This is a genomic window from Streptomyces sp. CA-135486, from assembly GCF_050936555.1.
Classification (GTDB): Bacteria; Actinomycetota; Actinomycetes; order Streptomycetales; family Streptomycetaceae; genus Streptomyces.
The window spans coordinates 2,425,047-2,438,741 of sequence record NZ_JBNJMM010000002.1 but is presented as its reverse complement, the minus strand read 5'-3'; the positions used below and the strand labels follow the sequence as shown (position 1 = coordinate 2,438,741).

15 protein-coding genes and 1 pseudogene are annotated in these 13,695 nt (G+C 66.5%); 14 read left to right on the top strand and 2 right to left on the bottom strand.

Annotated features, from left to right (window positions below; translation table 11 throughout):
- Positions 1-289: 289 nt before the first annotated feature.
- The 11 genes from ACQEVG_RS30485 to ACQEVG_RS30435 all read left to right on the top strand — a co-directional run bounded on the left by ACQEVG_RS30485 (position 290) and on the right by ACQEVG_RS30435 (position 11,493).
- Positions 290-985, top strand: coding sequence for an HAD family hydrolase (locus tag ACQEVG_RS30485; RefSeq protein WP_432989703.1), 696 nt, complete (start codon positions 290-292; stop codon positions 983-985).
- Positions 986-1,033: 48 nt separating this feature from the next.
- Positions 1,034-2,260 carry a transaldolase family protein gene (locus tag ACQEVG_RS30480; RefSeq protein ID WP_432989701.1) on the top strand — a complete coding sequence of 409 codons (1,227 nt, stop codon included), beginning with the start codon at positions 1,034-1,036 and terminating at the stop codon, positions 2,258-2,260.
- Positions 2,261-2,305: 45 nt separating this feature from the next.
- Positions 2,306-3,058 carry a hypothetical protein gene (locus ACQEVG_RS30475; protein ID WP_432989699.1) on the top strand — a complete coding sequence of 251 codons (753 nt, stop codon included), beginning with the start codon at positions 2,306-2,308 and terminating at the stop codon, positions 3,056-3,058.
- Positions 3,055-3,786: an SDR family NAD(P)-dependent oxidoreductase gene (locus tag ACQEVG_RS30470; protein WP_328667274.1), complete on the top strand. Its 732-nt coding sequence runs from the start codon at positions 3,055-3,057 to the stop codon at positions 3,784-3,786. Before ACQEVG_RS30475 ends, ACQEVG_RS30470 begins: the two co-directional genes overlap by 4 nt.
- Before the next feature lie 32 nt (positions 3,787-3,818).
- Positions 3,819-4,967 carry a hypothetical protein gene (locus ACQEVG_RS30465; RefSeq protein WP_432989696.1) on the top strand — a complete coding sequence of 383 codons (1,149 nt, stop codon included), beginning with the start codon at positions 3,819-3,821 and terminating at the stop codon, positions 4,965-4,967.
- A gap of 100 nt (positions 4,968-5,067) precedes the next feature.
- Entirely contained in the window at positions 5,068-5,862 is a 795-nt protein-coding gene (locus tag ACQEVG_RS30460; RefSeq protein WP_432989694.1) for a class I SAM-dependent methyltransferase, read from the top strand.
- 49 nt (positions 5,863-5,911) lie between these two features.
- Complete coding sequence (locus ACQEVG_RS30455; RefSeq protein WP_432989692.1) at positions 5,912-7,228, top strand: MFS transporter; 1,317 nt, start codon at positions 5,912-5,914, stop codon at positions 7,226-7,228.
- Between the two features lie 52 nt (positions 7,229-7,280).
- Positions 7,281-7,841, top strand: coding sequence for an adenylyl-sulfate kinase (gene cysC / locus ACQEVG_RS30450; protein WP_326653489.1), 561 nt, complete (start codon positions 7,281-7,283; stop codon positions 7,839-7,841).
- Positions 7,838-8,824, top strand: a complete 987-nt coding sequence (gene cysD / locus ACQEVG_RS30445; protein WP_432989689.1) for a sulfate adenylyltransferase subunit CysD — start codon at positions 7,838-7,840, stop codon at positions 8,822-8,824. Before cysC ends, cysD begins: the two co-directional genes overlap by 4 nt.
- A 2-nt stretch (positions 8,825-8,826) precedes the next feature.
- Positions 8,827-10,083 carry a sulfate adenylyltransferase subunit 1 gene (locus ACQEVG_RS30440; protein WP_432989687.1) on the top strand — a complete coding sequence of 419 codons (1,257 nt, stop codon included), beginning with the start codon at positions 8,827-8,829 and terminating at the stop codon, positions 10,081-10,083.
- 3 nt (positions 10,084-10,086) lie between these two features.
- Positions 10,087-11,493, top strand: coding sequence for an FAD/NAD(P)-binding protein (locus ACQEVG_RS30435; RefSeq protein ID WP_432989685.1), 1,407 nt, complete (start codon positions 10,087-10,089; stop codon positions 11,491-11,493).
- 337 nt (positions 11,494-11,830) lie between these two features.
- Here the strand turns inward: ACQEVG_RS30435 and ACQEVG_RS30430 are convergent, their stop codons facing one another.
- Positions 11,831-11,965, bottom strand: a complete 135-nt coding sequence (locus tag ACQEVG_RS30430; RefSeq protein ID WP_326653485.1) for a hypothetical protein — start codon at positions 11,963-11,965, stop codon at positions 11,831-11,833.
- Here ACQEVG_RS30430 and ACQEVG_RS30425 point away from each other — a divergent pair.
- From ACQEVG_RS30425 to ACQEVG_RS30415, 3 genes and pseudogenes are all read left to right on the top strand, one after another.
- Complete coding sequence (locus ACQEVG_RS30425) at positions 11,912-12,262, top strand: restriction endonuclease (RefSeq protein WP_432989683.1); 351 nt, start codon at positions 11,912-11,914, stop codon at positions 12,260-12,262. The genes ACQEVG_RS30430 and ACQEVG_RS30425 overlap by 54 nt on opposite strands.
- Before the next feature lie 71 nt (positions 12,263-12,333).
- Positions 12,334-12,519: pseudogene (locus tag ACQEVG_RS30420) on the top strand (CorA family divalent cation transporter); the annotation flags it as partial.
- 96 nt (positions 12,520-12,615) lie between these two features.
- Complete coding sequence (locus tag ACQEVG_RS30415; RefSeq protein ID WP_432989681.1) at positions 12,616-12,888, top strand: hypothetical protein; 273 nt, start codon at positions 12,616-12,618, stop codon at positions 12,886-12,888.
- A gap of 308 nt (positions 12,889-13,196) precedes the next feature.
- On the opposite strand, the gene ACQEVG_RS30410 is transcribed toward ACQEVG_RS30415, so the two are convergent.
- The gene (locus tag ACQEVG_RS30410; protein ID WP_432989679.1) at positions 13,197-13,322 is read right to left on the bottom strand and encodes a hypothetical protein; all 126 of its coding nucleotides are present in this window, start codon (positions 13,320-13,322) and stop codon (positions 13,197-13,199) included.
- Between the last annotated feature and the right edge of the window lie 373 nt (positions 13,323-13,695).

Here is a 13,695-nt window from a genome sequence, read left to right as displayed (position 1 = left end):
GACACCTGATCAAGAATCCGACAACAAAGGTGATCGAAATAGGCAGGGATGGCAATGCCTGAGACTTGGGTGATCAGCATGCGCCCCCGAGAAGAAGCTAGCTACACCCCAATGACAGGACAAGGCAATGCCCGTGACTCTGTCATCCGTGCCCGAATTGAACACCTTTGCCCCCTCTCTTGGTTGCTAAGGTATCGAGCGATGAGCCAATCGATAGAATGCTTTGCTTTGCTGGGGACGTCCCGCCGCAGAGGGTGTCGGAAGCCTACTGCGGGGCATTCGCGAAGCAATGAAAGGGTTCCCCGTGACGAAACGTCTGGTTATATTTGACTGCGACGGGGTCCTTGTCGACAGTGAGACACTGAGCTCGCAAGTCATGCGAGAAATGGCAGGCGCAGCGGGACTCGACTTCTCTTCGGAGCAGGCGCTCGAATTCATACGGGGCCGAAAGGTCGCAGAGTGGGTCGGACAGCTTGAGGCGCGGCTGGGCCGGGCACTGCCGGCCAGTTTCATCCCGCAGTTCCGCAGCAGGTCCGCGGATCTATTCGCCACCGAACTGCGACCCGTTCCCCATGTGCGGCAGGTCGTCGAGGACCTTGGGCTGCCCTTCTGTACGGCGTCCAGCGCGCCGCGCGAGAAGATCCTCAACACCCTGAGCCTGACTGGTCTGTTGCCATATTTCCAGGACCGCATTTACAGCGCGTACGAGGTCGGCGCATGGAAGCCGGACCCCGGACTGTTCCTGCACGCAGCGGCCGATCTCGGAGTGCCCGCCGCGCACTGCGCAGTCGTCGAGGACAGCCTCGTCGGTGTCCGGGCGGGCCTCGCGGCCGGCATGTCGGTGTTCGCCTACGCACCGCAGGAGAGCGGGACGGCAGCGGACCTGATGGCCGAAGGAGCGATCGCCTTCGACTCGATGAAGGAACTTCCCCGCTTGCTGGACGGGTGGAACACCTGGAATCCGGCCGTACGCGCGACCCAGTGACGACTGCCTGGCCCTCCGGAGACACCGAGTTGGAAAGGGATGAATCGCATGCCGAGTGTTCTTGAAGAGCTTCAGCACGCCGGTAAGTCGGCGGAGATCTGGTGGGATTCCTCGCCGCTCGACTTTCCCCGGTGGTGCGATCACCATCTGGCCACCGCACCCGACAAGGACACCAGGGAACGCTGGCAGGAGCAGCTCAACCGCTTTCTGTGTCCGGCGACGCCCGAACGTTCCCTGGTACGTGGCATCACGACCAATCCCTCCCTGGTCGCGCAGAGTGTCCTGGCGTCCCCGGAGAGCTGGCGCAATGACATCCAGGAGCTCATCCGCTATCAGCTGACCCCTGATGTGGAAAGCACCTTCTCGCTCGTCTACGAGGAGGCGCTGCGCCGCGCGGCGCGCGAGATGCTGCCGATGTGGGAGGCAAGCGACGGCAAGTTCGGCTGGGTCTCCGGACAGCTCGATCCGCGCCACATGCTCAATGCCGACCTCATGCTGGAACAGGCACTGCGCATCGCCCGAATATCCCCCAATCTCATGGTGAAGGTGCCCGGCACCAAGCAGGGGTACGAGGTCGTACGGCAGCTGGTGGCCCGCGGAATCTCCATCAACTCCACGCTCTCCTATACGGTTCCGCAGTTCGCGGCCTGTGCCGAGGCAGTGGAATCCGGGCTGAAGCGGGCGCACGACCAGGGAATCGACACCGGACGGTGGCGCGCGGTCTTCACGCACATGATCGGGCGCTTCGGGGCAAACAACGACCTCCGCTACGAAGCGGCGATCCGCGAGATCGAACTCTCCCAGACCGATCTGCGCTGGGCCGAAGTCGCCATTCTCAAGCGCATCCACACGCTCATCCAGGAGAACGACCACCCCATCAAGCCGTTGCTCTCCAGCCTCGAGGTCGACGACCCGGACCAGGGCAGCAGCACGCTGAGCATGCATCTGGAACAGAGCGCGGGCGGCGCGGTCGCCTATACCTGCAAGCCCCAGTTCATCGCCGACGTGATGCGCCGCGAGCATGAACTGCCGTCCTTCGACACGCGGGCCATCGAGCAGGAAGTTCCGGCGAACGTCCTGGAGAAACTGATGTGGCTTCCGTCGTTCCATCGCGCGTACGACCCGGCCGGCATGCATCCCGAGGAATTCGCCCACTACGGCTCATTCATCTCGACGTACGCCGAAGTCATGGCGAATACCCGGAAGTTGATCGACTTCGTCGCGCATCAGTTCCAGACCATCACCACCTCCGCGCAGCCCCTGCTGCTGACCTGAGCCGTCCACAGGCTGACATTCCCCCCATCATCGAGGAGGTGCCGAATGCAACAGTCCATTGCGCTCTGGAGCCATCCCAGGTCGATGTCGACCGCACTGGAGCGCTCGTTCATCGAGCGGGGCGACTTCAAGGTATTCCATGAAGCCTTCGCCTACGTCTTCTTCATGCACGAAGAGCGTGCCGCCATTCCACACAAGAACCCGGATCCGGATCATCCGCTGACCTATCTCGAGGTCAAGGAGATGATGGAGGCCGCGCGGCTCGAACGCCCGGTGTTCCACAAGGACTTCCCGTACCACTGTCTCGACCATCTGTTGAAGGACCCCACATACCTGCTCGGCCAGGTCAATACCTTCCTGATCCGTGATCCCGAGGAAGCCGTCCTCTCCCACGCCACCGTGCACCCTGAGCTCACCCGCGAGGTACTCGGGTACGAACAGCTGGCCAAGGCCTTCGACCTCGTGCGGGAGTTGACGGGCACCGCGCCGGTGGTCGTCAACGCAGCGGATCTCGCGGCCCGTCCCGAGGCCACCATCGCCGCCTACTGCGAAGCAGTCGGGATCCCCTTCCTCCCTGAAGCGCTGAAGTGGTCCGCGGGCGAGCAGCCCGAATGGACCACATGGAGCGGCTGGCACACGGACGTGGCGGCCAGCAGCGGCTTCAGCACGCCGCAGCGCGAATACCGCTTCACATACGAGACACGGCCAGCTCTGCGCGAGTTCGAGCGCTACTGCCGCCCCTTCTACGAGCACCTGGACCGGTACCGGCTGCGGCCGGCAGAGGAGGCATCCACATGAGCGTGACCACTGTCATCGTCACCGGCGGAGCCAGCGGTGTCGGCCGGGCCCTGGTTGGCCGGCTGCTGAACGCCGGCAAGACCGTCATCACCTGTGACATCGACGAACCGGGCTTGAAGTCGCTTGCCGAGGAACATCGCGGCCGGGCGCTGGAGACCCATGTCAGCGATGTCGCTTCGCACCAGGACTGCGATGCCTTCATGGACCGGGTCCTTGCCGCGCACCCGGAAGTGGACGGCCTGGTCAACAATGCCGGTCTGTACCTCGGGCAGCCGGTCTGGGAGTACGACGACGCCACGATCGAGCGGGTCATCGCCGTGAACGTCAAGGGTCCGGTGTGGCTGTCCCGCCGTTTCGCGGACCATCTGCTGCCGGCCAAGCGGCGCGGCGCCATCGTGAACCTGGCGTCGGTCGCGGGCGAGGTCGGCAGTTCGGACGCGCTGTATGGCACGGTCAAGGCCGGTGTCATCGGTCTCACGAAGTCCAACGCCATGAACTTCGCCCCCTACATCAGGGTCAACGTGGTTTCACCGGGCCTCATCGTGAATACGGCCATCGCGGACCGGATCCCGGACTACCGCTATGCCGAGTACAAGCGCCAGGAGCAGCTCGACGGCGACATCCTCCCCGAGTACGTGGCTGATGTGTGCGCCTACCTGCTCAGCGACGAGTCCCGGACGCTGACCGGCGCCTTGCTGCGCGCCGACAACGGCTCCTACCCGCGCTGAGTCTCCTCTCCGTACGTCCTGGAGGTAAAACCTTGACTTCCTCAACCGACGGTTCCGGCAAGCCGCTCATCATGCTGGTGGGCATGGGCGACCTGAGCGCCAAGGTGCTCAACATGCTCCTGAGCGACCCGGCGACCAACCGGGTCGTGCTGGCCGGCCGTGACACCGAGACCATCCGCAGGCGCGGCAATCTGGCGCTTTTCACCTCCACCAATCTCGGCGAACACGGCACCGTCAAAACGGTCCATGTCGACCTCCGTGATGTCGACGCCACGGCGGAGACCCTCGCCAGGGTCCGGCCCGACATCATCTTCATGGGCGGATCGCTCCAGTCCTGGCGGATCATCACCGCCCTGCCCAAGGAGGTCTTCGAGGAGCTCGACGAGGCGCAGTTCGGGCCGTGGCTGCCGATGCACCTGACGCTCAATCATCTGTTGATGCAGGCGGTACGGGATGCGGGCATCGACGCCAAGGTCGTCAACGCCGCGTTCCCCGACGCGGTCGGCCCGGTCCTCGGCAAGGTCGGCCTGGCGCCGACGATCGGTGCGGGCAACGTCGCCAACATCGTCCCCGCGCTCACCCTGGGCGCCGCACACCTGCTGAACACGCACCCTTCGATGGTGGAGCTCCGGCTCACCGCCCAGCACTACTTCAGTCACTACGTACCGCGCTTCGGCGACGCCGGGCAGGGTGCGTACCACCTCGCGGTGACGGTGGCGGGCCAGCCCGGGACTGCGGAGGTTCACCACGGCGCGCTCTTCGCCCAACTCGACAACCGGCTCAAGCGGCTCGGCGGCATCGACGGTCAGCTGCTGACCGCCTCCTCCGCCGTACGGGTGCTGAAGGGCCTGGCGACCGACAGCGGGGTGCTCGCCCACGCCCCCGCACCGGACGGCCTGCCCGGCGGCTATCCGGTCCGGGTCCACCGAGGCGGCGGCACGCTCGACCTGCCCGACGGCCTCGGACAGGACAAGGCGATCCGCATCAACGAGGAGTGCCAGCGCGCCGACGGCATCGACCGCATCGACGACGACGGAACGGTGCACTTCACCGAGCCGGAGATGGCGGTCATGAAGCGACTGCTCGGCTACGAGTGCCTGAGCATGAAACTCGGCGATGCCTCTGAATGGGCCGATGAACTTGCCCTGAAGTACCGGGCGTTCGCAGCGAAGTTCAGCTGATCCGAACACCGACCGGGGCACTGGGCCCTCGGACGGCCACCCGTCCCACGCCCGTATGTCTGCGGAGACTCACACCGCCAGAGAGAGCCGGAGGATCACAATGACCACACCCGCAACCCGGGTCGCAGGCACAGTTCCCGTCGCGGAAGCGGCCGTTCCGGACGACTTCGAGGGCCAGTACGTACGTACTCTCGTCGACCGCTGGGACGAGCTGATCGACTGGGACCGCCGCAAAGCGAGTGAGCAGAACTTCTTCGTGGAGCTCCTGAACGGGGCCGAGGCCCGCCGTGTGCTCGACGTCGCGGCGGGTACCGGCTACCACTCAGTCGCTCTGGCACAGCAGGGCTTCGAGGTCACCGCGACGGACGGCAGCGCGGAGATGATCGAACAGACTCGGCGGAACGCCGAGCGGCGCGGACAGTCCTTCCGCGTCCTCCAGGCCGATTGGCGCAGTCTGCGAGAGCACATCGACGGGCGTTACGACGCGATCGTCTGCCTGGGCAGTTCGTTCCCGCACCTGTTCCAGGAGGCCGACCGGCGTGCCGTGCTCTCGGAGTTCTACGAGGCGCTGAATCCCGGCGGCATTCTCATCGTCGACCACCGGAATTTTGACGCGATCCGCCGGCACCGGTACCAGAGCACCGGCAACTACTACTACTGCGGGACCGGGGCAACAGTGACCGTCGCACATGTCGCTGAGCAACTGTGCCGCTTTCAGTACGACTTCCCGGACGGCAGCACACACCACCTGGAGGTCTACCCCATTCTCTCGGACGAGCTGTCGTCACTGCTCATCGACGCCGGATTCGACACCATCCAGAACTTCGGTGACTTCCAGGAGAGTTTCGACATCGACGAGGTGGACTTCGTCATCCACGTCGCCCGGAAGCCGTGAGCCACGAGTCATGAAGCCGTCAGAAAGGCCCACAACGGTGGTGAGTAAAGTGAACACCGACGACAACCGTCCCAAGGTAGTCGCCGGATTCGTCGCGACCGTACTGCTGACCAGTTTTGTAGCGGCGACCTACGGATTCGGCTTCTATCTCTTCGCGCAGCTCGTCACCGATATGCGCAAAGACCTCGGCTTCGACTACACGGTGGTCGGGACGATCACCGCGGCCGGGCAGCTCGGCTTCCTGCTGTTCGCCCTGCTCGGCACCTGGCTGTCGACGCGGATCGGCGGCGGCCAGGTCGTCATCGGCTCGGTGGCGCTGTGCGGACTCTGCCTCGTGCTGCTGCCGGTGAGCAACAGCATCCTCTTCATCGGGATCCTATTGACGATCATGGGAGGCACAGCGGCCTCCGTGTACGTGCCGCTGGTCGAAATCGTCGGCCGGGTCATCGACTACCGGCACCGCGGCAAGGTGCTGGGACTGGTGTCCAGCGGAACCAGCTACGGCGTCTTCGTCAACAGCCTCCTGGTCCCCAGCTTCGTCCAGAACGACAACTGGCGGGGGCTGTGGTACGCGGTCGGGTTCGGAACGCTGATGGTGACCGCGGTGGCCACCTTCACCTTCCACCGACTCGGGCTCTTCCGCAGCGAGAACGAGAGCACACCCGACACCGCGGACCCCGGCACCACGGACAACGAAGGCATGCCGCACAACACCAGTGCCCGCGCCGGCTGGCGCATGGTGCTGGTGCGCTGGGTGGTCATCGTCTGGACGATGAAGTTCCTGAACGGGTTCGCCTGTATGCCGTTCCAGAACTACCTCTCCCCTTATCTGCGCGAGGGCCTGGGATTTGACATCGACTTCGCGGCCCAGGTCTGGGGTGCCATCGGCGTCATCGGAATGTTCGCCGGATTCGCGGTCGGCTGGCTCTCCGACCGGATCGGCGTACGCGCCTCACTGGTGATGTGCTACGCACTCTTCTTCATCTCCGCCGTGCTCCTGGTGGTTGCCCCCATCGGATTCCTCCCGATGGTCTCCGGTGTTCTCTTCGCGCTCGCCTTCTACCCGATTTACGGGCTTGTGCCGGCGTACGTATCAAAGTCGGCGTCGGGCGCCGCCGCGACGGTCATCTTCGGTGTCACCAATGTGACCCAGGGAATCGGCGGAATCGTCGGAAACTACACGGCGGGATTCCTGAAGAACATCACCGGCGATTTCATGTGGTACTACCTCGTGGTCGCAGTGACCGCCGTGATTCTCGGTGCCCTGACCCTCCAGCTGCCCCGCGAGGGATCGGCGGAGAGCGCCATCGGAAGGAAACCCACGGCACCCGAAATCGGCAAGGAAGCCGCACAATCCGTCGGCTGACACCCACGGGCGCACAACCGCGATCGACGCGGCCACAATCGGAAAGGACCGGATGAAACAGCAAGGAATATGCACCTGCTGGCCAGGTGCGACGGTGTGGCTGACCGGTTTGCCCAGCGCGGGCAAGACCACCCTTGCCTACGAACTGGCCGAGAGGCTGCGTGCCGACGGACATCGGGTCGAGGTACTGGACGGCGACGAGATCCGGTCGTTCCTCTCCGCGGGTCTGGGCTTCGGTCGCGCGGACCGGGACGCCAACGTCCAGCGCATCGGCCTGGTGGCGGAGGTATTGGCACGCAACGGCGTCACCACCCTTGTGCCGGTGATCGCGCCGTACGCCGACAGCCGGGAAGCGGTGCGCAAGCGCCACGAAAGCAGTGGCACTCCCTACCTGGAGGTACATGTCGCCACGCCGGTCGAGGTGTGCTCCGAACGCGACGTGAAGGGGCTGTACGCCCGGCAGGCGTCGGGGGAGATCACCGGTCTGACCGGAGTGGACGACCCGTACGAGGAGCCGGAGGTCCCAGACCTGCGGATCGAGGCACACACCCAGAGCGTGCAGGAATCCGCAGCGGTACTGCACGTGTTGCTGACGGAAAGGGGACTGGCATGACGACGGCAGCTGCCACCACCGGTTCGGCCCCGGAACAGGGGGGCGGCCCGCGGCAGAAGGGCGCTCGGAACCAGACCGACGACTCTCCCCGCGCCCTGAGCCACCTGGACTCGCTGGAGTCCGAGGCCGTGCACATCTTCCGCGAAGTGGCGGGTGAGTTCGAGCGGCCGGTGATCCTGTTCTCCGGCGGCAAAGACTCGATCGTCATGCTGCACCTGGCGCTGAAGGCGTTCGTTCCCGCCCCCATTCCCTTCTCCTTGCTGCACGTGGACACGGGGCACAACTTCCCCGAGGTCCTGGAGTACCGGGACCGGACCGTCGAGCGGCACGGTCTGCGGCTGCACGTCGCCTCCGTGCAGGACTACATCGACCGGGGTGTGCTGCGTGAGCGGCCCGACGGGACCCGCAATCCGCTGCAGACTGTGCCGCTGACCGAGAAGATCCAAGCCGAGCGCTTCGACGCGGTGTTCGGCGGCGGGCGGCGCGACGAGGAGAAGGCGCGCGCCAAGGAGCGGGTGTTCAGCCTTCGGGACGAGTTCTCGCAGTGGGACCCCCGCCGCCAGCGACCCGAGCTGTGGCAGCTCTACAACGGGCGGCATTCGCCCGGCGAGCACGTCCGCGTCTTCCCGCTGTCCAACTGGACCGAACTGGACGTGTGGCAGTACATCGCCCGCGAGGAGATCGAACTCCCGGAGATCTACTTCGCACACGAGCGCGAGGTGTTCGCCCGGGGCGGCATGTGGCTGACGGTCGGTGAGTGGGGCGGGCCGAAGGAGTCGGAGACCATCGAGACCCGGCTGATCCGCTATCGCACGGTCGGCGACATGTCGTGCACCGGCGCCGTCGACTCGGACGCTGTGACGCTGGACGCCGTGATCGCCGAGATCGCCGCCTCCCGGCTCACTGAGCGGGGTGCGACCCGTGCCGACGACAAACTGTCCGAGGCCGCGATGGAAGACCGCAAGCGCGAGGGGTACTTCTAGAGATGGCAATCGACACACTGCGCTTCGCCACCGCCGGTTCCGTGGACGACGGCAAGTCCACGCTCGTCGGCCGGCTGTTGTTCGACTCCAAGTCCGTACTGGCCGACCAGCTGGAGGCCGTCGAGCACGCCTCCCGCAACCGCGGCCAGGGAGCCCCCGACCTGGCGCTGCTGACCGACGGCCTGCGGGCCGAGCGCGAGCAGGGCATCACCATCGACGTCGCCTACCGCTACTTCGCCACTCCCCGGCGCCGGTTCATCCTGGCCGACACCCCCGGGCACGTGCAGTACACGCGCAACATGGTGACCGGGGCGTCGACGGCCGAGCTGGCCGTCGTGCTGGTCGACGCCCGCAACGGGGTCGTCGAGCAGACCCGCCGCCATGCCGCCGTCGCCGCCCTGCTCCGCGTCCCGCACGTCGTCCTCGCCGTCAACAAGATGGACCTCGTGGAGTACGCGGAACCCGTCTTCGCCGCCATCGCGAAGGAATTCACCGCGTACGCCAACGAGTTGCGCGTCCCGGAGATCACCTCCATCCCGGTCTCCGCGCTCGCCGGCGACAACGTGGTGGAGCCCTCCCGGAACATGGACTGGTACGGCGGACCGACTGTCCTGGAGCACCTGGAATCCGTATCCGTCGGCCACCGTCCGGACGACGAACCCGCGCGGATCCCGGTGCAGTACGTCATCCGGCCCCAGACCGCTGAGCACCGTGACTACCGGGGCTACGCCGGGCAGATCGCCTCCGGCACATTGCACGTCGGTGACCCGGTGACCGTACTGCCCTCGGGCCGCACCACCACCGTCGAGGCAATCGACATGCTCGGCAAGGCCGTGGACACCGCCTGGGCGCCGCAGTCGGTGACCGTACGAATCTGCGACGGCATCGACATCTCGCGCGGCGACCTGATCGCCCACGCCCACTCGGCGCCCGCGGTCACCCGGGAGGTCAGTGCCATCGTCTGCCATGTCGCGGACCGTCCGCTCACCGTCGGCCAACGGGTGCTGCTCAAGCACACCACCCGTACCGTCAAGGCGATCGTCGAGGAGATACCCTCGCGGCTCACCCTGGAAGACCTCTCCCAGCACGCGGACCCGGGGCAGCTGACGGCCAATGACATCGGCCGGGTACTGGTCCGTACCGCCGAGCCGCTCGCGCTCGACACGTACGCCGAGTCCCGCCGTACCGGGTCCTTCCTGCTCATCGACCCAATCGACGGCACCACGCTCGCGGCCGGCATGGCCGACGGCGTCGGGTGAGCCATGAGTGAGGGGACTCTCCGTGTCGTGGTCGTCGGGGCGGGCGCGGCGGGCACGCTCGTCTCGGCCCGGCTACTTGACTCCGCCGTCCGTGCCGGGCGTGGTGTGGCGGTCGACCTGGTCGATCCCGCGCCGGAGACAGGGCGGGGTCTCGCCTATGCCACGTCTGACCCTCGGCACCTGCTGAACGTTACGGCCGGGCGGATGAGCGCGCTGCCGCACGACGGAGGCGATTTCGTCCGCTGGCTCTCCGCGCGGGAAGCCCGCCCGGTCGACCCGGGCGAGTACGTTCCACGCGCGAGGTACGGCTCGTATCTGGCTGATGCGCTGAACCGTTCCGAGGCGGCCGGTGGCAGTATCGCGACCGTCCGACGACGGCATGACCTTGTCGTCGCGATCGAGCGCGAGCCGTCGGCGGGCACCAACAACGGCGTCCGTCTCCAACTGCGCGGGGGCGGGGCCCTCGACGCGGACGCCGTGGTCCTGGCACTGGGGAACCTCGCCCCCAGCGGCGAATGGATCCCGGCCGGTCTCCGGGAGTCGCCCCACTTCGTCGCCGATCCCTGGCGGCCGGGGGCGCTCTCGAACGCACCGACCGACCGCGATGTGCTGCTCGTGGGTACCGGCCTGACCATGTGTGACATCGCCCGTACGCTGGTTGTTCCCGGCCGCACGGTGCACGCCGTCTCCCGGCGTGGTCTGCTGCCGCTCCCTCATGCCGCCGTCCCGCCGTCGAGAACGACGTTCCAGCTTGGCCCGGTGACCGGACCGCTCGACCTCGCGCAGCTGAAGCGCAGGTTGCGACACCATGCCGCGCTGTACCAGCGGCATTACGGGGACTGGCGCCCCGCCGTCGACGAGCTGCGGCCGCACATCTCCCAGGTGTGGCAGCAGCTCTCCTTCGCGGACCGGGAGCGCTTCCTCACCGGTGAGCTGCGGAACTGGGAGGTGCACCGGCACCGGCTGCCGCCGGCGACCGACCGGGCGCTGGCGGACGCCCAGCGGGCCGGACTGCTGACCGTCCAGGCGGCTGAAGTGGTCAAGGCACGGACGAGCGACGACGGCTGCGGGGTGTCCGTACAGCTGTCCAACGGGTGGTCGGCAACGGTCGGTGCCCTCATCAACTGCACAGGAACCGAGAGCCGGATACAGGAGCTGGCCGATCCACTCGTCCGTTGCCTGCTCGACCTGGGGATCGCCGTACCCGGACCGCACGGCCTCGGCTTCGACACTGCAACCGACGGGAAGCTGACCGCAGCTGGCGCCCGCACCGCGGCGCCTGTGTGGACGCTCGGCCAGTTGCGACGCGGAAACCTGTGGGAGACCACCGCCATTCCGGAGATCCGCGTCCAGGCGGCGGAACTGGCAGCCCGGATCCTGGGCCGCAAGACTGCGCCAGCGCTCGCCTGACGGACGCGGCCAAGGGTCGGGGCCGGGGCCGGGGCCGGGGAGAGCTTGGTCATGCGCTGCTCCCCATGTCGGACCAACCAGGTGCTGCGACGGTTCCCGTACGCCGGGAGCCGCTGCAGCGCACCAGCACATGCACGAGCTCCGCGTCCGGGGGGAACTGGCAACGGCCAGCACGCGGCCCGAGGCCGCAACTCGCGCTCCGCGACTGTTCAGTGCTGCGACCTACCCTCTGCTTTCACTGCACACTGCTGGGGGATTTGATGGCGGAGTTGCCAACGGCGCCGAGGACTAGGCGGATGACGTTGCGGGGTACTGGCGCCTGCGCGTCCCGGAACCACTACGCGACTTCGAGATAGCTGCCCGCATACCCCCGGGCCACGACCCTGCCGAGTACCTGCTCGATCGGTGGCTGGGTGAGTTGCGGATCTACCGTGAGATACCTCCCGCCGCCTCCGAGTGGACCCTGCGACATTTGTTCCTGCGCACCTCCTTGCACCCGGTCACGGAGCTGCGCGTCACGGGAGGCCCGGGTGACAAGGGCGCCGACGTTGTAGCGAAGACCTACGTCGACGGAGTCGGGCCACACAAGTACGTCATCCAGGCGAAGCGGTACGGCGCCAAGAGGACTGCCGGCTTCCAAGACGTGTCGCAGTTCGCCGGCACCTGCGCGACCCGCGCCGCTGGGGAGAATCTGGGGAGAATGAAGCCGCCTGGGGAGCGCGTGGGGAGAATCGGCTGCGTAACACGGTATGACACTGAAAGGCCGTGAAAGACGCTCCACCGCAGGTCAGAGGCCGAAGAATGCGCGTTTCCGCAGGTCAGAGCCGCTCGGCGGATGGAATCAAGAAGATCTCCTCGTGGGCCGCCATCCTCTTTGCACCCACACTCGTAGGAACCATCTACGGCATGAACTTCGAAGACATGCCCGAACTCAAGTGGGCAGGCGGCTACCCCTTGGCAATCCTGCTGATGGCAGTGGTCTGCGTGAGCCTTTACGTCATCTTCAAGAAGCGCGACTGGCTGTAGACCGAAGAGCAGCACCGTTGATCAACTTAGCTCTTACGAACGTCTAGAAACGGCCTGCAGGGCCCCTGGGGAGAATCCGCAGCCCGCCCACGCTGGGTGTACTCCCTCGCTTTCCTCGGGTCCGAGGGAGAGACCGGTGTCGTCGCCCGCGACCTGGGCGACTTCCTGTGGCTACTGGCCGACGGCTTCGGCCCCTGGGAAGCCGCCACCTCGTACGAGCCCGACTGGAAGGCGCACCCCAATCCGGAGTTGGCATCCATCGCCGAAGGGTTCGCACCGAACCAGCGCCGGTCGGCGGCAGCCGTGATCGAGCTAGCGGCCCAGGAGTTCCCCGACTTCGACGACACCATCATGGAGCTCTGCCGCTGAACCCAGCGTCGCACCTGCACGACCGGCCGGAAGCACTGGACAAACCTCGATCGGACGCGAGTGATCACCGCCGAACTCACCGCTTCGGCACGGTCCCCACGGCAGGGGAATGGGGGCCGCTCATTCAAGTCACCACGCCCCTCTGTCGCGTTCGAGCATCGCTGTAGCCTCTGGCCATGAATCATGGGGAAGGCGAGGACGCGCTGGTTCTGGAGGCTCGCGAGATGCTGGCCACCGGACAGGGCGAGGAGGAGGTCTTCGCCGAACTGGCCGCGCGCACCGGTGAGTGGGACGCCTGCGCGTTGGCCCTATGTCTGGCCCTGGGAGTGCCCCGGCCGGACGCCGAAGTCCGGATCCGCGAGGTTCGGCCCCTCTTCGACGAGTTCGAGGTGGGAGAGGAAGACCTCGTCGCCCTGTTTCTCGCCTGCCGGCATGTGTTCGTCGTAGACCGGGTACTGGACGGTCGCGGTGAGCGGATCCGCAACCTGTTGTGGACTGCCGCCTGCGCCCGCGGAGGCTTTCCTGGCGGCATGATCCCCTGGTTTCGTACCGGGGAGCTCACGAAGATCCTCCTGCTCTTCGCGCAGACCCGGTTCCGGGACGGGCGGGGCTCACCTCCCGAGTTCTGGGCGGCCATGGTTACGGCCGGGGGCCGATGGCCGCGTACGAGCGCGCGCCGGCAAGCGCCGCCGAGGCGGCGACCAGCAGCACCGCCACGAACGGATGACGAACCCCGACCGCGGATCGGGCAGCACCCGCAACCGCTCCACCAGCGGCAATCCCGTCACGCTGCCCAGAGCGGGCGAC